At 70.1% G+C, this 19,834-nt stretch carries 32 protein-coding genes; 1 reads left to right on the top strand and 31 read right to left on the bottom strand.

Annotated features, from left to right (window positions below; genetic code table 11):
• Nucleotides 1-13: 13 nt before the first annotated feature.
• The 18 genes from OHA25_RS08500 to OHA25_RS08585 all read right to left on the bottom strand — a co-directional run bounded on the left by OHA25_RS08500 (nucleotide 14) and on the right by OHA25_RS08585 (nucleotide 14,458).
• Nucleotides 14-3,250: a hypothetical protein gene (locus tag OHA25_RS08500; protein WP_327587036.1), complete on the bottom strand. Its 3,237-nt coding sequence runs from the start codon at nucleotides 3,248-3,250 to the stop codon at nucleotides 14-16.
• Between the two features lie 24 nt (nucleotides 3,251-3,274).
• A complete protein-coding gene (locus OHA25_RS08505; RefSeq protein ID WP_327587037.1) occupies nucleotides 3,275-3,625 on the bottom strand; it encodes a phage tail assembly protein T in 351 nt (116 codons plus the stop codon).
• On the bottom strand, nucleotides 3,622-4,017 hold the full coding sequence (locus tag OHA25_RS08510; RefSeq protein ID WP_327587038.1) for a hypothetical protein: 396 nt from the start codon (nucleotides 4,015-4,017) through the stop codon (nucleotides 3,622-3,624). The genes OHA25_RS08505 and OHA25_RS08510 overlap by 4 nt, the downstream gene beginning before the upstream one ends.
• Nucleotides 4,017-4,529, bottom strand: coding sequence for a hypothetical protein (locus tag OHA25_RS08515; RefSeq protein ID WP_327587039.1), 513 nt, complete (start codon nucleotides 4,527-4,529; stop codon nucleotides 4,017-4,019). Before OHA25_RS08515 ends, OHA25_RS08510 begins: the two co-directional genes overlap by 1 nt.
• Before the next feature lie 13 nt (nucleotides 4,530-4,542).
• The gene (locus OHA25_RS08520) at nucleotides 4,543-4,956 is read right to left on the bottom strand and encodes a phage tail tube protein (protein ID WP_327587040.1); all 414 of its coding nucleotides are present in this window, start codon (nucleotides 4,954-4,956) and stop codon (nucleotides 4,543-4,545) included.
• 61 nt (nucleotides 4,957-5,017) lie between these two features.
• Nucleotides 5,018-5,434, bottom strand: coding sequence for a DUF3168 domain-containing protein (locus OHA25_RS08525; protein ID WP_327587041.1), 417 nt, complete (start codon nucleotides 5,432-5,434; stop codon nucleotides 5,018-5,020).
• Nucleotides 5,431-5,790, bottom strand: a complete 360-nt coding sequence (locus OHA25_RS08530; RefSeq protein WP_327587042.1) for a hypothetical protein — start codon at nucleotides 5,788-5,790, stop codon at nucleotides 5,431-5,433. The genes OHA25_RS08525 and OHA25_RS08530 overlap by 4 nt, the downstream gene beginning before the upstream one ends.
• Nucleotides 5,787-6,131, bottom strand: coding sequence for a head-tail adaptor protein (locus OHA25_RS08535; RefSeq protein WP_327587043.1), 345 nt, complete (start codon nucleotides 6,129-6,131; stop codon nucleotides 5,787-5,789). Before OHA25_RS08535 ends, OHA25_RS08530 begins: the two co-directional genes overlap by 4 nt.
• Nucleotides 6,128-6,682 carry a hypothetical protein gene (locus OHA25_RS08540; RefSeq protein WP_327587044.1) on the bottom strand — a complete coding sequence of 185 codons (555 nt, stop codon included), beginning with the start codon at nucleotides 6,680-6,682 and terminating at the stop codon, nucleotides 6,128-6,130. Before OHA25_RS08540 ends, OHA25_RS08535 begins: the two co-directional genes overlap by 4 nt.
• 3 nt (nucleotides 6,683-6,685) lie before the next feature.
• Nucleotides 6,686-7,012 (bottom strand): hypothetical protein, encoded by a 327-nt coding sequence (locus tag OHA25_RS08545; protein WP_327587045.1) that lies wholly within the window; start codon nucleotides 7,010-7,012, stop codon nucleotides 6,686-6,688.
• A gap of 73 nt (nucleotides 7,013-7,085) precedes the next feature.
• Nucleotides 7,086-7,481, bottom strand: coding sequence for a hypothetical protein (locus OHA25_RS08550; RefSeq protein WP_327587046.1), 396 nt, complete (start codon nucleotides 7,479-7,481; stop codon nucleotides 7,086-7,088).
• A 9-nt stretch (nucleotides 7,482-7,490) separates the two neighbouring features.
• Complete coding sequence (locus tag OHA25_RS08555; RefSeq protein WP_327587047.1) at nucleotides 7,491-8,696, bottom strand: phage major capsid protein; 1,206 nt, start codon at nucleotides 8,694-8,696, stop codon at nucleotides 7,491-7,493.
• A 73-nt stretch (nucleotides 8,697-8,769) separates the two neighbouring features.
• Nucleotides 8,770-9,417, bottom strand: coding sequence for an HK97 family phage prohead protease (locus tag OHA25_RS08560; protein WP_327587048.1), 648 nt, complete (start codon nucleotides 9,415-9,417; stop codon nucleotides 8,770-8,772).
• A 12-nt stretch (nucleotides 9,418-9,429) separates the two neighbouring features.
• Nucleotides 9,430-11,481, bottom strand: a complete 2,052-nt coding sequence (locus OHA25_RS08565) for a phage portal protein (protein WP_327587049.1) — start codon at nucleotides 11,479-11,481, stop codon at nucleotides 9,430-9,432.
• 2 nt (nucleotides 11,482-11,483) lie between these two features.
• Nucleotides 11,484-11,675 carry a hypothetical protein gene (locus OHA25_RS08570; RefSeq protein ID WP_327587050.1) on the bottom strand — a complete coding sequence of 64 codons (192 nt, stop codon included), beginning with the start codon at nucleotides 11,673-11,675 and terminating at the stop codon, nucleotides 11,484-11,486.
• Nucleotides 11,676-11,685: 10 nt separating this feature from the next.
• Nucleotides 11,686-13,461 carry a terminase large subunit gene (locus tag OHA25_RS08575; protein ID WP_327587051.1) on the bottom strand — a complete coding sequence of 592 codons (1,776 nt, stop codon included), beginning with the start codon at nucleotides 13,459-13,461 and terminating at the stop codon, nucleotides 11,686-11,688.
• The gene (locus tag OHA25_RS08580) at nucleotides 13,433-13,915 is read right to left on the bottom strand and encodes a phage terminase small subunit P27 family (protein WP_327587052.1); all 483 of its coding nucleotides are present in this window, start codon (nucleotides 13,913-13,915) and stop codon (nucleotides 13,433-13,435) included. The genes OHA25_RS08575 and OHA25_RS08580 overlap by 29 nt, the downstream gene beginning before the upstream one ends.
• Nucleotides 13,916-14,263: 348 nt before the next feature.
• Nucleotides 14,264-14,458 carry an HNH endonuclease signature motif containing protein gene (locus OHA25_RS08585; protein ID WP_327587053.1) on the bottom strand — a complete coding sequence of 65 codons (195 nt, stop codon included), beginning with the start codon at nucleotides 14,456-14,458 and terminating at the stop codon, nucleotides 14,264-14,266.
• Nucleotides 14,459-14,721: 263 nt separating this feature from the next.
• Between OHA25_RS08585 and OHA25_RS08590 the strand changes: the two genes are divergently transcribed.
• Nucleotides 14,722-15,252: a PH domain-containing protein gene (locus OHA25_RS08590; protein WP_327587054.1), complete on the top strand. Its 531-nt coding sequence runs from the start codon at nucleotides 14,722-14,724 to the stop codon at nucleotides 15,250-15,252.
• A gap of 170 nt (nucleotides 15,253-15,422) precedes the next feature.
• On the opposite strand, the gene OHA25_RS08595 is transcribed toward OHA25_RS08590, so the two are convergent.
• From OHA25_RS08595 to OHA25_RS08655, 13 genes are read right to left on the bottom strand one after another with little or no spacing between them, the layout of a single operon-like run.
• On the bottom strand, nucleotides 15,423-15,668 hold the full coding sequence (locus OHA25_RS08595) for a hypothetical protein (protein WP_327587055.1): 246 nt from the start codon (nucleotides 15,666-15,668) through the stop codon (nucleotides 15,423-15,425).
• A complete protein-coding gene (locus OHA25_RS08600) occupies nucleotides 15,665-16,294 on the bottom strand; it encodes a hypothetical protein (protein ID WP_327587056.1) in 630 nt (209 codons plus the stop codon). Before OHA25_RS08600 ends, OHA25_RS08595 begins: the two co-directional genes overlap by 4 nt.
• The gene (locus OHA25_RS08605; RefSeq protein WP_327587057.1) at nucleotides 16,291-16,494 is read right to left on the bottom strand and encodes a hypothetical protein; all 204 of its coding nucleotides are present in this window, start codon (nucleotides 16,492-16,494) and stop codon (nucleotides 16,291-16,293) included. Before OHA25_RS08605 ends, OHA25_RS08600 begins: the two co-directional genes overlap by 4 nt.
• Complete coding sequence (locus OHA25_RS08610) at nucleotides 16,491-16,703, bottom strand: hypothetical protein (RefSeq protein ID WP_327587058.1); 213 nt, start codon at nucleotides 16,701-16,703, stop codon at nucleotides 16,491-16,493. Before OHA25_RS08610 ends, OHA25_RS08605 begins: the two co-directional genes overlap by 4 nt.
• Nucleotides 16,700-16,963, bottom strand: a complete 264-nt coding sequence (locus OHA25_RS08615) for a hypothetical protein (RefSeq protein ID WP_327587059.1) — start codon at nucleotides 16,961-16,963, stop codon at nucleotides 16,700-16,702. The genes OHA25_RS08610 and OHA25_RS08615 overlap by 4 nt, the downstream gene beginning before the upstream one ends.
• Nucleotides 16,960-17,292, bottom strand: coding sequence for a hypothetical protein (locus tag OHA25_RS08620; protein ID WP_327587060.1), 333 nt, complete (start codon nucleotides 17,290-17,292; stop codon nucleotides 16,960-16,962). Before OHA25_RS08620 ends, OHA25_RS08615 begins: the two co-directional genes overlap by 4 nt.
• Complete coding sequence (locus tag OHA25_RS08625; RefSeq protein ID WP_327587061.1) at nucleotides 17,285-17,734, bottom strand: hypothetical protein; 450 nt, start codon at nucleotides 17,732-17,734, stop codon at nucleotides 17,285-17,287. The genes OHA25_RS08620 and OHA25_RS08625 overlap by 8 nt, the downstream gene beginning before the upstream one ends.
• A complete protein-coding gene (locus tag OHA25_RS08630) occupies nucleotides 17,731-17,940 on the bottom strand; it encodes a hypothetical protein (RefSeq protein ID WP_327587062.1) in 210 nt (69 codons plus the stop codon). The genes OHA25_RS08625 and OHA25_RS08630 overlap by 4 nt, the downstream gene beginning before the upstream one ends.
• Nucleotides 17,927-18,172 carry a helix-turn-helix domain-containing protein gene (locus OHA25_RS08635; protein WP_327587063.1) on the bottom strand — a complete coding sequence of 82 codons (246 nt, stop codon included), beginning with the start codon at nucleotides 18,170-18,172 and terminating at the stop codon, nucleotides 17,927-17,929. Before OHA25_RS08635 ends, OHA25_RS08630 begins: the two co-directional genes overlap by 14 nt.
• Nucleotides 18,165-18,374, bottom strand: coding sequence for a hypothetical protein (locus tag OHA25_RS08640; protein ID WP_327587064.1), 210 nt, complete (start codon nucleotides 18,372-18,374; stop codon nucleotides 18,165-18,167). The genes OHA25_RS08635 and OHA25_RS08640 overlap by 8 nt, the downstream gene beginning before the upstream one ends.
• On the bottom strand, nucleotides 18,367-19,062 hold the full coding sequence (locus OHA25_RS08645) for a hypothetical protein (protein WP_327587065.1): 696 nt from the start codon (nucleotides 19,060-19,062) through the stop codon (nucleotides 18,367-18,369). The genes OHA25_RS08640 and OHA25_RS08645 overlap by 8 nt, the downstream gene beginning before the upstream one ends.
• A complete protein-coding gene (locus OHA25_RS08650; RefSeq protein WP_327587066.1) occupies nucleotides 19,059-19,403 on the bottom strand; it encodes a hypothetical protein in 345 nt (114 codons plus the stop codon). The genes OHA25_RS08645 and OHA25_RS08650 overlap by 4 nt, the downstream gene beginning before the upstream one ends.
• Complete coding sequence (locus OHA25_RS08655) at nucleotides 19,384-19,803, bottom strand: hypothetical protein (protein WP_327587067.1); 420 nt, start codon at nucleotides 19,801-19,803, stop codon at nucleotides 19,384-19,386. Before OHA25_RS08655 ends, OHA25_RS08650 begins: the two co-directional genes overlap by 20 nt.
• Nucleotides 19,804-19,834: the final 31 nt, after the last annotated feature.

Genomic DNA, 19,834 nt, shown 5'->3' on the forward strand with positions numbered 1-19,834 from the left:
ATGAGGAGTAGTGCTAGATGATGGCGAGGACCTGGTAGCCCATCTCCGTCGCCAGCGCGGGCACGTCCGCCTTCTCCTGGATGGTGGAGCCGGACATGTCGACCTGGATCGTCACGCCGCCGGACGTGCCGGGCGTGGTGCTGTCAGATCTGGCCCGGCTGCCGGCGGAGCGGGCGACCGCCTGCTGGCGAGCGTCGGTGCCGCTGATCGCCAGGCCGAACGTGTCGTCGGCCAGGCCTGCGGCAGCCTGGCCGGTCACGCTGGCGGCGACGCCGGCGATGGCGCCCAGGGCCTGCCCGGCGGCGGAGGTGATGCCGAGCGCCAGACCGGCGATGGTCTGCATGCCGATGTCCGCCATCACCTGCGACGGCGATTTGATCTTGAGTTCTTTCTTGATTGCCTTCACCAGCGCCTTGACGATCTTCGTCATTTCGGCGTCCAGCTTCGCCAGACTGTCCTGTAGGCCTTTCAGGTAGCCGGCGCCCGCCTTGGATCCGACGTCGTAGAGGGCGTCCGCGCCGGTCTTGCCCAAGGTCTTCGACAGCTTGTCGATCTGGGCTTGGGCCTTGTTGATGGCCTTGATTTCGCTGCCGGGCGCGCCGACCAGCATCTCGGCCAGGCTGCCGCCACCCTCGACGCCGGCGTCGATGATCTGCCGCAACGTCTCTTTGTTGAGGCCGCGCTTGGCGAGCTCTTTGATGTTGTTGGCGAAGTCCTTGATCTGCTGGGCGCGATCTTTCAATGCGCCGGCGAAGTTGCCCGAGTTGAGCTCCTCCTCCGTCAGGCCGGTGATGGAGGCCCAGTCTTTGGCGTCGCCGGCGATGGTCTTCGCCTTCTCCTTCGCCTCGGCGAGCCTGGCCACCAGGTCCTCGCGCTGCTTGGCGAGGGCGGCGAGGCTGTCGTTGCCTTTCGTCACGAACGCGATCAGGTGATCGGCTACGTCGGGCTTGGACCCGAACGCGGCCTTGATCTTCTCCACCATGCGCTTGACGACGTCGACGGCCTTGCCCTGCTCGGCTGTAAGCCCTTGGATGAGGCCTTGGACGGTCCAGCGGCCGATCTGGTCGAAAACGCGGCTGGGGGAGCCCGTGTCGACACCCTGCTTACCCGTGACGGTGCCGATGATCTGGTCCGCCAGGCCCTTCGCCGCGGCGGCGAGTTCGCCGGCCTTGGCCTGGATGCCGTTGATGAGACCTGCGACGACGTCCTTGCCGGCCTGGAGCAGCAGGGTGCCGAGGTTGCCGAGCGCCGTCTTGACCCTGCCCGGGAGCCCCTTGAACCACGTGATGACCTTGGCGGCGCCGTCTTGCACGGCCTTTCCCGCCTGTGCCATCGCCTGATCGAATTTGGCCCTCATCTCTTTGGCCAGTTCGGCGATGGCGACCCCGACCGCATAAAGGAGGGCAGCCGCCAAACTGGCCATAATGGTGGGGATGGCGAGGACGGCGACTCCGACCGCGAGCGCCAGTCCGGCTGCGATTTTCGGCCCCCACTCCTTGAGCCAGTTGATGAGCTTTTCGCCGTTCCCGATCCATTGCCGGATCTTGTCGGGCAGCCCCTTCGCCCACTCGGCTATCTTGTGGCCGAGCTGCTCCAAAGCGGGTGGAATCTTCGGCGCCGTTTCCTTGATCCATGCGAGCAGGGATTCGCCCAGGACGGCGGCCTTTCCCGCGATCCAGCCAGGAAGGTCAGAAAGCCATTTCCCGATACTTTCGCCGACCTGGCCGAGCCAGGTGACGACCTGCTGCGCGGCCCCCCGGAGCAGCTCGCCGACTCTGCCCCAGTCGCCGTTGATGATGGCGCCGATGAGTTCGCCGATTCCGGCGATGAACGGCTGAATGTAGGTGGTGTAAGCCTGCTTGAGGAATGAGAAGACGCCGTCGACGATTTCGCGGAATTTGGCGGATTCCTGGTATGCGGTGTAGAGGGCGGTGCCGAGCAGGATGAGCCCGGTGATGATCAGGCCGATCGGGTTGCCCGCGATCGCGGCGCCGATGGCCCGGATCGCGACGACCAGGAGCTTGCTGGCGCCGATCATCGACTTGATCGCGGGGACCGCCTTGCGGATGCCGCCGGCCAGAGCGGCCACGCCGGTGACGACGGGGCCGAGCTTGCTGGCGATGGCGCCGGCCACCACGGTGAAGGCCAGCGCCTGGGCGGCCGCCGACTGCACCGGCGCCGGCAGCGAGCTGAACCAGCCCACCACCGCGCCGAGCGGGCCGACCAGCAGGCCGAGGATCGGGCCGAGCGCGGCCGCGGCCTGGGACAGGAAGGTGAACACCTGCCCGATCTGCTCTTGGCCTTGGGCCGATTGGGCCCAGGCGGCGAACCGGGCGGTCAGCTGCTGGATGGTACTCAGCAGGCCGCCGCCTTCGGTGTTGGCGCCCTTGAAGAAGCCGGCTAGGCCGACGCCGATGTTCTTGCCGATCCGGCCGAGCGTCGCCAGGGTGTCGCCGGCCCGCTGGACGATGCCGGCCATCTGCTCGGCGCCGTCCTTCGACTTCAGGAACGCCGCGGCGCTCTTGACCCCTTCGACGGCCCAGCCGGCCATCCGCTGCACCAGCGGCAAGCCCAGGTTCGACAGCCGCAACACGACGGCGATGAGCGGTTCGACGCCGCGCTTGAGGATGGTGGCGGTCTTGGCGGTGCCGGTGAACACCTGGGCGAGCTGGCCGCGGAAGAACGGAGTCGCGGCCACCCGCAGCGCTTCGCGGCCCATGCCGTTGATCGCGCCGGCGACACGGACCATGCCTGCCTTCGCGGTCGGCAGCACCGCGGCGGCGGCCGTCTTCAGCGGCCCGACCAGCCGGTCGAACAGCTTGTCCTGCACCGCGGCGCGCAGCGGGTCGAACGCCTTCGCCTTCAGCGAGGCGGTCTCCTTGACGAAAGCGGCGGCCGCCGGCGACAGCTCCTTGAGCGCCTCCTGCAGCTTCTTGCTGTCGCCCTCGGCGACGGCCGACATGGCCTCGCCGACGCCGGCCATACCGACCTTGAGGGTGAGCGCGGCGGCCTTGGCGGTGGCCATCGCCGCGGGCAGCGCCAGGATCGCGCCTGCCGCCGGCACGAGCGCGGCGGTCAGCTGGACGGCCTGGCCGCCCAGGATGGCCAGGCCGCCGGCCTTGGCGACGCTGTTGAGCTTGGCCGCCCGGGACACCAGCGAGTCGAGCCCGGCCAGGCCGCGGTTGACACCGGACTTGAACGCCTTGGTGTCCATGCCCAGCTTGACCAGCAGGGTCTTGAGGGTGGCCATCGGCTCACCCCCTCGGGCAGGTCGCTATTCAGGTGTGCGCTGGGCGGTCAGGTCGGTCCCGCCGAGCCCGGCGTTGATCTGCCGGATCCGGTCGTAGATCTCCTCCGGCGTCTGCGCCGGTTTGTCGAACCAGGACGGCAGGAACTTCGACAGTGGCAGCGGCCGCCGTTTGCCGCGCTGGGAGTTGACGACCCAGGAGCCGATCATCGCCGTGTGGATGTCGTCGCGGACCGGGCCGAGCGGCCCGGCGATCTTCTCGTAGACCATCCATTCGGTCAGCTCGCGCGAGGTGATGCGGGCCAGCAGCTCGCCGACGGTCATGTGCAGGTGGGAGGCCAGCCTGAAGTAGAAGCGCCGCTCGGGGCGGCGCCTCATTCCCCCTCGAGTTCCTCCATGTCCGCATCGGTCAGCCCGGACAGCCGCTGGGCGACCTCGAACACGCGCGACAGCGCGGCCGCCGACTTGCGGCCCAGGGCGGAGATGTCCTCGCGGGAGAACAGCAGCTGGCCGCGCTCGTCGATGATGCACAGCTGCACCAGCTTGGCGCGCGGGTTCTCGCGGATCTGGTTCTTCTTGTCCAGCAGCGAGGTCTCCCACCGGTCGCGTTCGTTGCCCTGCAGGCCGCGCACCCGCACGGTGCCGCCCCACTCCGGCACCGGCACGTCCTCGAACTGGCGGTCGTCGACGCCCAGGATCTGCTCGCGCGTCAGGTACACCGGCGCCGCCGCGGCGGCGGCGGTCGGGGTGTCGGTTCTGGACGTGGTCATCAGGCAGATGCTCCGATCAGGACGATGTCGTAGGTGACGGGGGTGCCGGGGCCGCTGTTGGCGACCTGCAGCAGGTCGCCGGTGCCGGCGGTGACCGTGTAGCCGATGGCGTCGACGTCGCTGGTGGCCAGCAGCAGCGTGGTGCCGGGGCGGACGACGAACTTGTCGGTGGGGTCTGCGACGAAGGTGGCGAAGGCGTTGGTGACCGCGCCGCCCACCACCACGTTGTTGACGTTGGCCGCGGCCGCGCGGATGAGCAGCAGCTTGATCCGGGCGAAGGTGAGGCTGACGCCGAGCGGGTCGGTCAGCCCGCCGGCCAGGTCCAGGCTTTCGCTGCCGGAGGCGGCCAGGGTGCGCCGGCCCTGGAAGGTGCGGTCGGCCTGGGCTGCGCCGGTGCCGTCATCCAGCTCGACGATCTGGCGCAGCGACAGCGGCACGCTGGCCGAGGCCAGGGCCTGGGCGCTGGTCAGCGTCGCGGCCAGGTTCAGCACCATCTTGGTGGTCAAAGACATGGCGTTCCGCCCTTCAGCTCAGGACCGGCTTGCCGGTCACCTTGAAGGTGAGCTCGGCGGCCAGCTTGTCGTCGTGCGGACCCTCCGGGGAGAACCCGGTCATCACCGCGGCGAAGTCCCACTGGGCGGCGGTGATCGTCGGCCAGACGAGGCGGTAGTTGCGCGGCAGCTCGTCGTCGAAGTCGGCGACCAGCACGTCGTGCTCGCGCGGGTCGTAGTTGACCTCGATGCTGACTTCGCCGCCGTCCTTCAGGCCGCCGATGAACTCCCGCCACGCACCCGGGCTGGAATGGTCGGTGACGTCGTAGGTTTCGCGTTCGATCTCCGGGCCGCCCACGTTGGTGACGTTGGCGATCGCGGTGAAGACCGGGCTGCCGGCCATGTCGCTGCGCTGCAGCTGGCAGCCGAACCCGTCCACTCCGGACATGGACTCTCCTATCTGTGCTGCTGATCGGGGCTGGCTATCGGGCCCAGCCATCGGGGCCGAGCTATCGGGGCTCGGTGACCCAGACGCGAAAGCGCGCCTGGCCCTGTCGGATGTTCGGGTCGGCCACCCGCCGCACCCCGGCGCTCTGCTGGGGGGCGGGCTGGCGGGCGATACTGATCAGCTCCCAGCCGGCGACGTCCAGCTGCACCCGGTGCAGCACCCGGTCGACGTTGGTGAGGACCTGGCCGATCTGGCCGAACCCCCGGTAGGCGGACCAGATGTTGAGGGTGACCATCAGCTCGAACCCACGCCGGTCGTGCGTCGAGTCGTCCTTCTCGGTGATCTCGGCGAACACGATGTACGGCTTGTCCTTGGCTTCGGGCACCTCGTCGTAGACGCCGTCGATCAGTCCCATCAGCGGCGCGTCCGCGGTGAGGCGGGCGTAGATGGCCTGCTGCACCGGCCAGATGGCGCTCACGAGGGCAGATGCCGATCCAGCGCCGCCCGGGTCAGCTCCGGCAGCCGGTCGTTGCCGTCCTCGGCCGCGGGCTCCAGGAACGGGTCAGCGGTGATCGACTCGGTGCCGCGCTCGATGAAGTCGCCGTAGTAGCCGTCCGGCTCGAACACACCGACGGTGGCGTCCATCCGCTTGCGCGACACCTTCTTGTCGATGTGCACGCCCAGGAACCCGGTGTCGACGGCGACGTGATCGACGGCGTGGCCCTGCACATGGGCGGCCCACTCGGCCGCCACGTCGGCGCCGGCCTCGTCGACGTCGTGGAACAGGCGGTACAGCTGCCGGCGGACCGCGGCCGCGTCTACGTCGATCTTCACAGCCCCTCCTCCTCGCTCTGCCGCAGCCGGCAGTCGGCGCGCAGGTAGATCGGCTGCGACGGCGGGTAGACGGCCAGCACCTCGAACATGCGGCCGCCGCCCACCACGTCGAGCAGCTCGTCGCCGCGGCGTACGTCCGCGCGCGGCCCCAGGTACACCGGGTAGGTGAGGTCGGCGCCGTGCTGGTCGGCCTCCTCCCGCTCCACGCTTGATGTGGGCTGGGAGACGCGGCCGCGGACGGTGCCGAGCGGCAGCCACGTGGTGGACTGGCCGCCGCCGCTGTCGCGGACGGTGACCGGCCGCCGGTGCGTCAGGCTCACGTTCAGCAGGTGGTCGATCATGTGCGGGCCCGGTAGATGGACAGGGTGCGCAACTCGCCGGTGGTCGGCAGCATGCCGGGGGTGGCCCACTTGGCCGCCCAGTCGCCCAGCCGCTCCGACTCCTTGCCGGCCCCGTTCTCCCACCCGGCCCGGGCCAGGCGCAGGCACATCGCCTTCACCCCGTCCGGGATCGGGTCGTAGCCGGCGGTGTAGGTGACGTCGACGGCCTGCTCGCGGCACGGCCAGCAGCCGCGGATGCGGCGCAGCCTGCCGTAGGACGTCCACCGGTAGTCGACGCCGTGCACCAGGTCGGTCTCGCTATCGTCGTCCTCGAGGACCGTGACCGTGGCCACCGCGGTGACGGGCCAGCGCGGCAGCAGCAGCCGGTGCCGGCCGGACCCGTCGAGGGTCACGGTGTCGGTGGCCATTGTCAGCGACTGGCCGGTCTCGTCGTCGATGACGCCGGTGGCCAGCTGCAGCAGCAGCTCGGCGCGCGCGGTCTCGGCCGCGTCCAGGCCGGCGTCGCCGCGGCCCATGAGCACGCCGAGCTCGGCCGCCTCGGCGTACGGCATCGACTACTCCGCCGGCTTGTCCGGGCCGCCCTGGCCCTCGCCGCCGCCGGCGTTGTCCGGCGTCTGTACGGGGTCCTTGGCGGTCTTCGCCGGTGCCTTGGCGGGCGTCTTCGCCGGCGCCTTGGCCGGCGTCTTGGGCTCCTGGCCTGCCTTGGGCGGCTGCGGCACCGGCCGGGTACGCACCTGCTCGCCGTCGGCCGGCACGTCGACCGGCACGGCGTAGCCGCCCTCGATCAGCGCCTCGGCCTCCTCGTTGGGGAACAGGGCGATCTCGCCCGCTTGCACGCTGCGCTCGGCGCTGGCGTACAGCGTCATCATCTTGATCTTCATGGGTTCCTCTCAGGGTGACCGGGCCCGGGCCGGTACGGGGGGACCGGCCCGGGCACCGGAGCTCGGGGCGGGGTCAGGCCGGGTAACGGCGGGGCTTGCCGCGCACCACCACGGCGCCGAACACGCCGCCTGAGGTGGAGCCGGAGGTGGTGACGCTGACCCGCAGGTAGCGCCGTGCGCCCTTGTAGCCGAACTTGAACGCCGTGTTGTCGTCGGCGGCCACGACGGTCGGCAGGTTGCCGATCCGCTCGTCCGCGGCCACCGCGGTCCAGTTGCTGTTGTCCGCGGAGTCCTCGATCGTGATGGCGTGCGAGCCATCGGTGATGGTTCCCGTGGTGACGATGATCGCGGCCGCGTTGACGTTCGCCAGGTCCACGCCGGTGCCGTTGACGGTCGCGTTCGCCGTCCGGCTGGCCGGAGGTAGCGAGGTGACCGCGGAGATGTCGTTGACGATGTCGAACCGGGACATGGAACCCTCTCAGTTGGTCTTGATGCGGACGAAGGCCTCTTCCAGGACCGGCATGCCGTCGGTCTCCAGGCGGCCGATAAAGCCGACCTGGTTGGCCGTGGCGTACAGCTCGACGAGGCGCTGCACCTCCATGTCGAGGGCGTCGACGATCCAGTAGAAGCTGAAGTCGGCGATCATGCCGACGTACAGGCCGGTCGTGAACGTGTTGGGCACCCACTCCGACACCACGTAGGGGACGTCGAGGATGCTGTCGGGCCGGTCGGAGGCGAGCCCGGCCTGCCAGATGTAGACGCCGTTGAGGTCCTTGAGCTTGCGGATGCGCCGGATCGCGTCGCGGTGCCACAGCCAGCGCGCCCGCGCCCAGTACTGGGGCTTGAGGGTGTACTTGGCGTCGATGAGGCCGTCGGCGGTGACGTCGGTCGCCGAGCCGGTCTGGACGTCGCGGGCGGTGGAGATGCCCTGGGTGGAGGCGGTGAACAGGCCGAGCGGCTTCTTGTTGCCGTCGCCGGTCATGAACGCCTTCTCCTGGGTGACCGAGAACTTGTAGGCCATCCGGTCGCGGACGATCTGCTCAGGGTTGTGGTTGGAGCGGCGCAGCAGCGTGCGACTGATCTTGACCTGCTTGGCGACCGGGTTGGGCGACAGCTCGCGGCCGCCGAACCGCAGCGCGTCGTCCAGGCTGCCGGTGGCCAGCTCGGTGGTCCAGTCGGCGTCGGCCAGGTCGGTGTCCAGGGTGGGCACGCCGAGCCCTTCGCCCTCGGTGAGAGCCATGACGGTGGCCAGGGCGCGCAGCGGCACGTCGTCGTCGACGGCCTGCAGCATCTCGGTGACCCACTGGACGGGCGGCACGAGGTAGCCGCCCTCGGGGTCGGTGCCCATGTTCAGCGCGCGGGCGTGCTCCTCGGTCAGGCCGGCGCGGCCGTCGCGGCAGTAGGTGCGCCAGGCGCGCATCCGCCGCTCGTCCTCGCTGCCGGTGCCGGGCCCGTTCGGCTCGTTCTTGGGCGGGTTGTCGCCGGCGATGCGCTTCTCCAGCTCGCGCGCCTTCTCCTCCCGCGCGATCGTGGTCTCCAGCTTGTCGGCCTGCTCCATGAGCCGGTCGAACTCGGCCTCTTCCTCGCCGGTGATGGACCGGCTGGCCGCCTGGGCGGTGTCGAGGATGTCGCGCGCCTGCTTGGCCAGCTTGGCGCGTTCCTGCTTGAGGGCGTTGACGTCCACCCTTGCCTCCAGTTCGTTTTCGGGCAGCCGCCAGCGCAGGGCCCTGATGGTCCTGGGGCGGAGGTCGTTTGGGTTAGAGCGATGCTTCGAGGGCGCGCAGCCGGCGCGCCCGGTCGGCGGCCGCCGATGCATCCAGGCGGGGCCCAGGCGGCGGGGTGGGTAGCAGCGCCTGCAGCGAGTCGATCGCCTGCCGGACGGTGTGCTCGTCGACTGCGCCGCCAGCGGAGCCGCGGCCGCCGGCGATGCCGAGGGCGCGGGCGAGCGCGAACTGGCCGGCCCGGTCGGGGTCGGCGATCGCGTCGGGGTCGAGCGGCAGCGGCACGACGCTGATCTCGTACAGCTCCCACCGCTCGGGCACGCCGGCCTCGTCGATGTTGTAGGCGCCGAACCCGATCGAGACGGCGTTGAGGAAGCGGCCGCGGATCTTCCGGTCCACGGTGCGGGCGAAATCGTCCTCCAGGTCGAAGGTCAGCTCGGCGCGCAGCTGCTCGCCGTCGACCCGGACGTTCTCCGACCGGCCGATCGGGAGCGACTCCCGCCCCCAGTATTCGTGGTCGTACATGACGACCGGGTTGGCCTGGTAGCGGGTCAGGTCGACGCCGGACATCTGCAGGTCCAGTCCGTCGCCCTTGACGCCGGCGTTCGCGGCGACGAACGGGATGGGGCCCTCTCCGGTGGCCCGGGCCAGGTCGGTGTAGCCCCGAAGGTGCACGGTCTTCATGATCACTCCTTCTCAGGCGGGCACGATCTGGCAGTCGCAGCCGGGGTGCAGCGGCGGGTGGTGGATGTCGCGGCTGATCTGCAGCTTCTCGGCCAGGCCGAGCTCGCTGCCCTTGGCCGCGAACGGCTGCTCGATGTCGGTGGTGGCGCCGTCCATCGCGTCGCAGAACGGGCAGTCGTCGGAGCCGAAGGTGACCCACTTGACCGCGCGGATGCCGGCCGCCCGCCACACCTCGCGCGCGGCCGCGTTGGGTAGCTGGTTGCCCTGCCAGCGGGCGATGCGATCCGGCCGCTCGCTCACCCACCGGGCCAGCCGCTCGAGCACCGCGGCCGCGGCGTCGGCGCCGGAGGCGGCGGCGGTCAGCTGGCCGAGCTCGGAGGCGATGCGGTAGCCGACGTGGCTGGCCACGTACTGCTGCACCCACGCCGCCAGGTCGATGGGCTCGTCGTGGCCGACGTCGGCGGCCGCGTCGCCGGCGATCGCCGCGGCGAACTCGGTGATGATCGGCAGCCACGCCGCCATGGTGCGTTCGGTGACCAGCCCGCGGTACAGCTCCTCGAGCGCGGCCAGGAACTCCGCGGGTGAGGCGCCGTCGGCCAGATGCTCGTCGGCCAGGGCGGTCACCCGGTCCTGCTCGAACTTGGCCAGCTTCAGGTCGGCCTCGGCGATCAGGGCGGCGTACTGCTCGGCGATGCGCTGGCGGGCGGCGATCCCGCGGCCGCGCCAGCCGTACCCGCGCGGGTCGCCCTCGGGGTCGTCCTCCGGCTCCGGAGCCGGAGGCGGTGGCGGCCCGGGCGCCGGTTTGGGGGCGGGCTTGGTCTGGTCGGCCTTGATCTCGGCCGGGGTCTTGGCCGCCACCATGTTGAGCGGCACCAGGTACACCTCGCCGCGGCCGTCGGGCAGCGGGTTCTGGTTCTCCATCTCCCGCACATCATCGGCCGAGGCCCAGCCCCAGTTGCGGGCGATCGCGTACGCCTCGTACCGGGACTTGATGTCGCCCCGCAGCAGCGCGTCGACCAGGTGCTCAGCGAAGAACCGGCCGCGCTCGGCCGAGGTGAGCGCGCGGGTCAGGATCGCCTGCTCCCACCGCACCAGCCAGATCCGCAGGGCCGACGTTACGTAGTCGAGCGCCTGGTGCTCGATGTTGGAGTAGGTGGCGTGTTCCAGGTCGCCGACCTTGTGCGGCGGCAGCCGCAGCCAGCGCGCCATGTCGGTGACGCCGAACTTTCTGGTCTGCAGGAACTGCGCGTCCTCCGGCGGCAGGCCGATCGTCTCCCAGTCCATGCCCTCCTCGAGGATCGCGACCCGCTGGGCGTTGTCCAGGCCGCGGTGCATCTCGTTCCAGCCCTCGCGCAACCGCTTGGACGCGCCGTCGCCGAGCGTGCCCGGGTGCTTGAGCACACCGGCCGGCTGGGCCGAGTTGCCGAAGAAGCTGGCACCATATGCCTCGGCCGCCAGGCCCAGGCCGATGGACTTGCGGGCCAGCCCGATCAGGCTGTAGCCCTCGATGCCGTTGCCGCCCAGGCCGTGCACGTGCAGCACCTCATCCGGGTGCAGCATCACGTAGATGCCGTTGACGTCGTCGGTGTAGCGGTACATGAGCGTCATCCGGCCGGCGCCGGTTCGGGTGATCTCCGGCTTGGTGCGGTCGGGCCGCAGCGGCCACAGCTCGACGACGTCGCCGGCGCCGTTGCGGACGATGTTGGCGTAGCCGCCGCGCCAGGTCATCGCGTGCCCCTGCAGCGTCTCCCGCAGCGCGACCGAGCTCATGTACGGGTTGGGCTGGTCGTGCAGCACCGCGTACAGAGGATGGTCGGTGGCGCGCCGCTTGCCCCGGGCCAGCCGCTCGTAAGTGATCAGAGGCAGCGAGGCGAGGTCCTCGGAGATGACCCGGACGCCGGCGAAGAACGGGCTGTAGTGCAGCGCGGTCTCCTCATTCACGTACACCCCGGCGGAGGCCTGGCCGTCGCCGGCCCACCAGCCGTTGACCAGGGACGTCTCCGGCCGGGACGGGTCGAACGAGGGATGCTTGGTGGCGCGCAGCACAGACCGGATCAGACCCACGCTCAGCCTCCCGTCCGTCGCATGACCAGCAGCTCGGTCCCGAACACGAAGACCAGGCCCAGGACGCCATGCACGATCAGCGCCACGCCGAACCCGAAGACGATACACAGGCCGAAGAACAGCGCGAAGGTGGCCACGATGGCGATCGCGTCCATGCCGTCGAGCTGGGCGGCGAACTCGCGCAGCCGCTTCATGGCGCCCCTTTCACAGCACGGTCAGACCGCGCGTCTGGTAGATGCTCTCGGCGGGCGCTCGGCGGCGGCCGTCGATCGCGTACAGCAGGGTCACCATGCCGTCGATGCGGGCGCCGGCCTTGTCGCGGTCGGGCTTGACCGGCCGGTACCGGTCGGGGTCATCCGACGGGCTTTTCGCCTGCAGGTTGTCGGCCATCCACCGGGCGACCGGATCACTGCCGTGAGAGAACTCGCCGTCGTGCTTCTTCAGCAGCCGGGCCAGCTCCTTCATCGGGTCGGTCATCCGCTCGTAGGTGGTGTTGCTCTCGTACATCACCAGCCCGGTGCGCTTGACGATCTCCTGCCGGACGGGCTCGCCGCACCACTTGTCGTAGGTGATGTCGACGATGCGCATCCGCTCGTGGTCCTCGGCGATGGCGTCGTAGATCGCGTCGTAGTCGATCGTGTCGCCCTCGGTCAGGCTCACCCACCCGTCGTCGACCCATTCGGAGAACAGGCCGCCGGTGTGCTCGTCGAGGATCGGCGCCATCGATTCGGGCAGCCAGTGCCGCCACCGCACCCAGCCGTTGTCGGCCATCAGGCAGAAGCTCGTCAGGTCCAGCTTGGAGGACAGGTCCAGGCCGCCCCAGCAGCGGCGCCCCTCCAACTTGGGCAGCACCCAATCCGGCGTCGGCGCGACCTCACCGACGCAGGCGTCCCACAGGTCCATGGAGATGTAGCGGGTGACCTGCTGCACACGCACGTTCAGCTGAAACTGCAGGAAGCCGTTCTCCTTCAGCTTGCTGCCCCGGGCGTCCATCGCCTGCCGGCGCATCGCCTCGCGCGACTTGAAGTCGTCCAGCGCCGGGTTCGGCCACTTCCAGTTGCGCTCGTCATACGGGTCGAGGCTGACCGGCAGATCAGGATGCCCGGCGTACAGCCGGCGCAGACGCTCCAGCTGCTCGGCGGTGCGCGGGAACTTGCGCACGAAGCTGAAGACGTGCGGCGCCCGGGCCGGATCCTCCTGCACCCGCTCAGCATCGTCGATCATCACCGCGCCGAAGCTGGCCGAGTCGTTCGTCTCGGTGGTCGTGGTGAACATCAGCTCCTGCTCGCGGGCGCCCGCCGCGGTGGTCATCGCCTGCCACAGCGAGCCGTCCGGCTGGCTGAGCACCTCGTCGAGGTTGAAGCCGTGCGGGTTGTGGCCGAGCTCCTTGTCCGCGTCGGCGGTGATGACCTCGTAGTGGCTGTTGCTCTTCTCGTCGACCAGGCGCTGGGCGTCTTTGAGGAACTTCAGCCGCCGGGCCAGCGGCGTGGACAGCTGCACCATGCGCACGGCCGGCTCGAACACCTTGCGCGCCTGGATCTTGTCGGCGGCCGCGGAGTACACCTCGGCGAACTCCTCGTCGTCGCCGACCAGGAGGTAGAGCTGGATCGCCGCGGCGATCTCGGACTTGCCGTTTTTGCGGGCGACGACGATGTGCGCGATGCGGTAGCGGCGCACGTACCGCTCCCACTCGGCCGACCAGACGACCTCGCCGAACAGCGGCCGGGCGATCTCGTGCTCCTGCCAGAAACGCAGGATGAACGGCTTGCGCCGGTGCGGGCCCTTGGTGAAGACCAGCAGGTCGCTACAGAACAGCACGAACCGGTCGGCGCGCGGCTCGCAGTAGTGCGCGCCCTTCTTGCTGCAGGTCTTGCCGCGCAGCGTGAACCCGCATACCGGGCCCTTGCGGTCGGCGGGCCGCCAGTGCTTGTCGTGGTTCGGCGGCCGCCGCTCAGGTGAGGAGGTCCTCCGTCGGGTCACGGTGCCCGCCTCCCCCGACCTTCAGCTGGGAGCGGTCGCTGGGCGTCAGCCCGAACCGGGCGCCGTATCGCTGGACCTGTGCGTCGGCCTCGTTGAGCACCAGCGTCCAGGGTGACTTCTGCAGCCGGTAGCCGGCGACGTTCCCGAGCATGTCCATGATCGGGATCCGGTTGACCTCCCCGTGGGCGCGCAGTTCCTTCACCGCGCGCCGGCGCCGGTCCGCCGCGTCGCAGAAGATCGCGAATGCCTCGACATCCCAGGCGGTCAGAACGCCCTTGCTCTGCAGATCGGGCGCGTACTGCCGCCAGATCGAACGGGCGCTGGCGGCCAACCAGGTCGGGATCTTGATCTCGACTTCCGCCGGCACCGGCTCGTCAGTGTTGATCCGGTCCTTGCGATCGCCGTGCAGGTACCGAATGTTCGTCGGTTTGGGCGCCGGGCCTCGCTTACCCACCGTCACCACCCCCTCAAGATCATCCCCGAAAACGGGTCCCGAAACCTGTCACGCTCTCCGTGGGCTCCCCCCCGCGCGTTCGCCCACCCTCCCCATCATGATCAACACCCCCCTCCCCCGGGGACGATCATGTCAAGTGGTCACGCTATGTCACTTCACCTTGAGTAGGCCGTACGCACGACAGGCCAAGGCGTGCCGAAAGCCCAGCGCTGACGGGGATGCCACGGCCCAGACCGACAGGTGCGCATCGAGTCGCTCGCCACACCGTGTGCAGTAGAAGGCGTGGCCGAGCATGCGGCGCGCGAGAGCGTGCAGACGTTGTCTCATGCGTCCATGCTGACAGCAACGTCAGGGCCTGGGGGTGCGCTCGTTGCCGAACCCACCGTCATGCTTGACGGTCTTGCGTGAGTGGCAGCTACGGCACAGGGCCTGCAGGTTCCACTCCTCGTTGTTGGTCTTGTCCCCGTCGATGTGGTCGACGTGCTCCGAAGGGTTGCCACATCGAGGTGTCTCGCACCAGGGCCGCTCGCGTCGGATGCGCACGGAGATGGCACGCCATCTGCGGTCGTAGCCCTGGGCATGGGAGGAGGGCCTGGCCCTGGCCTTGCCTCGCCTGACGGGGTAGCGGTGGGTAGCGCATCGCCCATCGAAGACGGCATCCGCGGGACAGCCTGCTGCCGTGCACCTGCGTGGCGCGCGCGTGGGCATAGCCGCCTCCACTCCGGCCGATCACCGGACAGGGGCGCCCCCGGGCGGTTACGTTCGAGGGTTGGATCGGGGGTCCCCCACGTCAGCCAGGAGAAGGTATGAGCGACGAGTTACGACCGGACATCCAGGCCGCTGCCAGCCTGATGAGGAACAAGATGGGCGCCAAGCGGGAGATCCGCCGCCTGGTGGAGTACCTGTGGGAGGGCGAGCAGGTACAGCTCATGTCGGCCGGCCAGTACGGCCAGGGCACAGGGCTGGTGGCGCTCACGGATCGGCGACTGCTGTTCGTCAAGGACGGCATCATGTCGAAGTCCACGGAGGACTTCCCTCTGGAAAAGATCTCCAGCGTGGAGTGGAGCTCCGGGATGCTGTTGGGGTCGCTGACCGTGTTCGCGTCGGGGAACAAGGCCGAGATCACGAGCATGGACAAGCAGGACGGCAAGCAGCTGGGCGACAGGCTGCGCGAGCGTCTGGCATCCGGCCGGCCGAGCGGCGCTGCACCAGCTCCGGCTCCGTCAGGGGGCGACGTCTACGACCAGCTCCGCAAGCTGGGCGAGTTACGCGACGCCGGCGTCCTCACCCAGGCGGAGTTCGAGGAGAAGAAGACAGCACTGATGCGCCAGCTCTAAGGCCGGGGAACGGGCGGCAGAGCCGGGGCACCTTACTCTGCCGCCCTTGGATCCCCCACGCCCGCAGCTCTCGCCTTCTGCGGGGCTCTGACATGCGAAAACCCGGCATGCTGGCCGGGTTTGGGCATACGTCTTCTACCGCGGAATTAAGCCAGATAAATCGTTGATCGTCAACTGTTGAGGGGTGATGGCGGGCAGATGACACCCAGGAGAAGCCCGGCGGTGACCGCGGTGATGGCAGCGTGGGCACGCATGATGGCGGCCTGGTCGTACTCCGGGACGGGCCGCCCGCGACCGCCGGCACGCTGCCCGATGGGCTCGTAGGCAAACGCGTGGATCATGGACTTGACGCGGTCCTCGTCCATGCGCGGGTCGAGCTCCTCGGCCGCCTCACGTACGGTCCACCCGGCACTCATGCCAGATCCCGGTGCCGTGTGATGCGGCCGTCCCGCCATACGATCATGCCGTCCCCCGTCATCTCAGATCGCTGCAGGGTGCCACGTGGGAGTTTGCCATCGTGGTCCTTGCACCCGTCCCTATTGATGCACCAAATGGCGTTGTCGTGCACGACGACACGCAGGCTGAAAGTGCCGCAATACGGGCACGGCGGCCTGCGCTTGCCCGGGCGGACAGGCAGCAGCTGGGGCCGCTCCTCCTCGCCGATGACCTGGCGGGCGGTGCGGATCCATCGGCTGATGATGCGGGCCGCCCGGCGCGCGTCCTGTTCCGGTACGCCGTAGGCGAGGTTGCAGATGGAGCGCAGCGCCGCGGTGGTGTTGGCGTCGCTACCGCCGCGGCGTTGACCGAGACGCCCCGCGACGTCGCGCCGCAGCGAGGCCTCCAGCTTCCGCGCCTCCTGCGCGATGGAGTACAGCAGCGGACCCGCGTCCGGGTTCCACGGCGCCGACGAGGTGGCCTTGTGGTGGGACATGGTGCCCGTCGACGGCGAGCCGCCGGTTTCGGGCACCATGTCCCACAGCTCCGCCAGCAGTGGCATGAGCTCGTCGACGAGGACACCGACCTCGGTTGCAGCTGCGGTCACCCAGTCACCGTGTCATCGATCGGGACCAGAGCGGTGACGACCAGGTTGACCGGGCGGCCGGCTCCCTCGAGGTCGGCTCCCCACTCGTCGTGGCAGCGGATGGCATCGTCTCTGGTGTCGTGGATGTCGACGTGTGAGGGCAGCCAGGGCCCGCCGTAGGAGTCGTATTCGACCACGACGTAGCCGATGGCCTTGGTCACCGGGTCCTCCTGCTGGTGTCGCGCAGCTCGGCCAGCTCGCGCTCGTGCCAGCCCTGGCGCAGGCACAGGTACGCGGTGGCCAGCGCCCAAGTGGCGGCGACCCAGTCGCCAGTGAGCGCTTGGGCGACGGCGGCGACGCCGGCGGCGAGCCCGACGATGAAGGTCAAGCAGCCGGACAGGTCCGGTGCCTTCGGAGTGGGCATGATCATGTTGTCACCTGCGGTAGGTCGATCTCGGCCTGGCCCGGGATGTGGCCAGGGTCGCGGACGACGATGGTCATGGGGACGATCAGCCGGCGGGCGGCGCGGGCGCGCTTGCGGTGGCAGCGGCCGCCGAGGAGCCGGCCGAACCTGCGGCGCAGCGCGGCCTGCGACCAGATGCGCCGGCCGCAGTCTTCGCACCGCGGCACATACCGGGGGCGCCACCGAGGCGGCGCCGGCAGTTCCCAGATCGCCAGCTGCGCGCTCATACGTGAAGGGCTCTCAATCTCGCGTGGTGCTCATCGGCGCCGGGCAGGCGGGAGTCGAAGGTGTGCCCGCACTCGTAGACCACGTAGAGCCGCTGCACCTCCCTGGAGATGCCGCGGCGGTCGATCTGGTCCCAGCAGGTCCCGTCGATCGGGCACAGGCGCCAGCACTCATCCTTGTGCCAGCGTTCGCAGGTCGAGCACGGCTGTCCTGCTTGGCGTAGCAGCTCGCACATGCTCTCCACCAGGGCCTCCGCCTGCACGGCCCGCCTATGCCATTGGCGTGCCTCGCGCTCGGCATCCTCGGCGCGCTGCTGGTAGTCGTCAGCCACGCTTCCTCCGCTTCACCCGCCGGGGATTGCTCTTCGGTCGAGGCGGGGCGGTGCGTTCGCAGCCGCGTACCCAGCGCGGGCCGACACGCCGCCACCGGCATTGGCCGGCGGCCCGGGCCTGTTCGGCGGTCCACCGGGTGCCGTCGAGCAGCGTGCCGTTGAAGGCGACGGCGCCGTCGTCGGACAGGGCGACGAGCTTCTTGCAGTGGTTGCACATGGCGCCGGTGAGCAGCTGGCGGGCGAGCGCCTCGGCGGCCTCGATCGGGCCGCGGTGGTTCTCCTCGGTGATGCGGGCGCCGCGGTATTGGGCGTGGGCGTACCAGCCCGCGGCTTCGATGGGCACGTCGTCGTGCAGGTAGCCGATCTCGAAGCCCTGGGCGCCTGTGCGGCCGATGAGGTCGACTGCGGCGGCCAGGGCGTCATCGTCCATGTTCAGTCTCACGGGTCCTGCCTCTCCACGATGGCGGCGTCGGGAATGTAGTCGCCGCGGCGTCGGACCACCGGGTTGTTGTGGCTCTCACAGACGCGCTCCCACTCGCCGGTGCTGGCGTACCACCTCCAGCCGGTGGACGGCCGCAGCTCATAGATGCAGCGCAGCTGCGGCGCGGGCTGCGGCGGCAGCGGGCGGGGCCGGCTACTCCGAGCCATCGGATGCCTCCAGCGGTACGAGGGCCCAGCGGTAACCGAGCTGGTGCGCCCACCGGTCCAGGGTGCGGGCGTCGGTGCGGCCCCAGCCCCGCTCGAACCGGCTGACGTGGTCCTGGCTGCGGCCGATGAGACCGGCGAGCAGCTCCTGGGTAATGCCGAGCTCCTCGCGGGCCTCGCGCACGACCCCGGCCAGCCCGGCCGGGGCGGACGTGACGTATGTCGGCTTAGGCACCGGCCACCACCTGCTCGCGCTGGCTGCGGTGCCAGTCCCGGTGCCCACGCGCCTCGAGGTCGGCCGCCTCGCGGGTGCTGTGTGCTCCGCCGCGCCATCGACCGCTGTCGAACACGGCTGTGCAGTTCTGCGTTCGGCAGGCGGCCTGGTGGCGGGCGCCGTTCACGAACTCGATCGCGACGATGATCCGCGAGTCAGCCACCGGCCACCGCCTTGTCGAGGTCGGCGAGCAGCTGACCGATCAGGTCAGCGCGGGCGCCGGCGATCCCCGCGCTCGGGCTGTCTGCGGTGTCGCGGGTGTAGAGGGCTTCCTGCTGCCGTCCGGCCCAGATCTGGCGGAGTGCGGCGAGGTGGCCCACGAGCTTGGCGCGAGCGCCAGCGCCGAGCTGCTCGGCGAGCGCTCGGGCGCGGGCCGCCTCGTGCTCGGCGGCGAGCCGCAGCAGCTCGCCGAGCTCGACGCCGGCGAGGCTCGCCTGCTCGGGCAGCAGGTTCGCGACGCATTGGCCGTCGACGGTGTCCGGGCAGCGGCGAGCGTCCATGGTCTTGTCCGGGCTCTTGAGGTAGGGGCAGTTGAGCAGCAGGAACGGGCGGGTGTCGAGGTCGGGGTACAGCCGGTAGTCGCCGAGCTCGGCGATCTGCTCGCGCAACAGCTCGGGCACTTGGTCCGGCTCGGTGACGGTGTGGCGACGGTCGTGGTTGATCGCAGCCATGACGAGTGTGCCGAGGTCAGCGCTGGCACGGTAGCGGCCGTGGAGCAGCTTGCTCACACACTCGTGCGGGCACTCCAGCACCAGGTAGGGGTCCTCGCCGCCGTACACGCGGGTGGCGGTCACCCGGTAGGCGGCCGGGCCGAGCGCGCCGGCGCGGCGCTCGGTGGTGGTGTCGGTCATCGGGGCATCCATCGGGGGTAGCGCCGGGCGGGTGCCCGGCGGCGGGTACGGGGGCGGCCGCCCGCCGGCAGTCCGGGGATGGGCTGCTGGACGGTGCGGCGCGGGCAGGTGGCGATGTGCGGGCGGTAGCGGTGCTCCCACGGGTCGAGCGGCCGGGCGTCGGCGCCGTCGAGGGAGCGGGATCGCCACCGGCCGGGGGCGTCGCGGTACACGGCTTGGTTGCCGATCTCGTGGGGCTCGGCGTCGACGGGCATGCGGCGGCCGTGCTCGGTCGTGGTCATGAGCACCAGCTGGCCGCAGCCGGCGGGGCAGAGCTCGAGCTCATGGCGGGTCGGGATCACGGGTGCCTCCAGCGCCCAGGCCTGATCGGTAGGCCAACGGTGTTGACGTATCTCCATGATCGCTGCCGATTTGGTCTTCCGGTATGGCATTTGTGCCGGTCAACCGATGAGAGGTCGCCGCGTGGGCCTCAGCGATGGCCTCGCTGACGCGCAGGAGCAAGCCCGGGTCGATGCGCCCCGCGCGCCGGGCCACGCGCAGCAGCAGCGTGGCGTCCTCGATCAGCAGCGCGACCCGGCCGACGTGGCTCATGACGCGCTGCAGGTCCTCGCTCAGGATCAGCGCGTGGTCGACCGCGCCCGGTTCGACGGCGCGGCCCGGCGCGATGGCGTCGGCCAGCTCGTGCGCGAAGCCGGGCGGCCGCTGGTCGGCCGCGCGCTGGCGGCGGCAGTCCGTGCACATCCGTGGATCGGCTGCCCCGTGCGGGCAGGGC

The organism is Nonomuraea sp. NBC_00507 (assembly GCF_036013525.1).
Lineage (GTDB): Bacteria > Actinomycetota > Actinomycetes > Streptosporangiales > Streptosporangiaceae > Nonomuraea.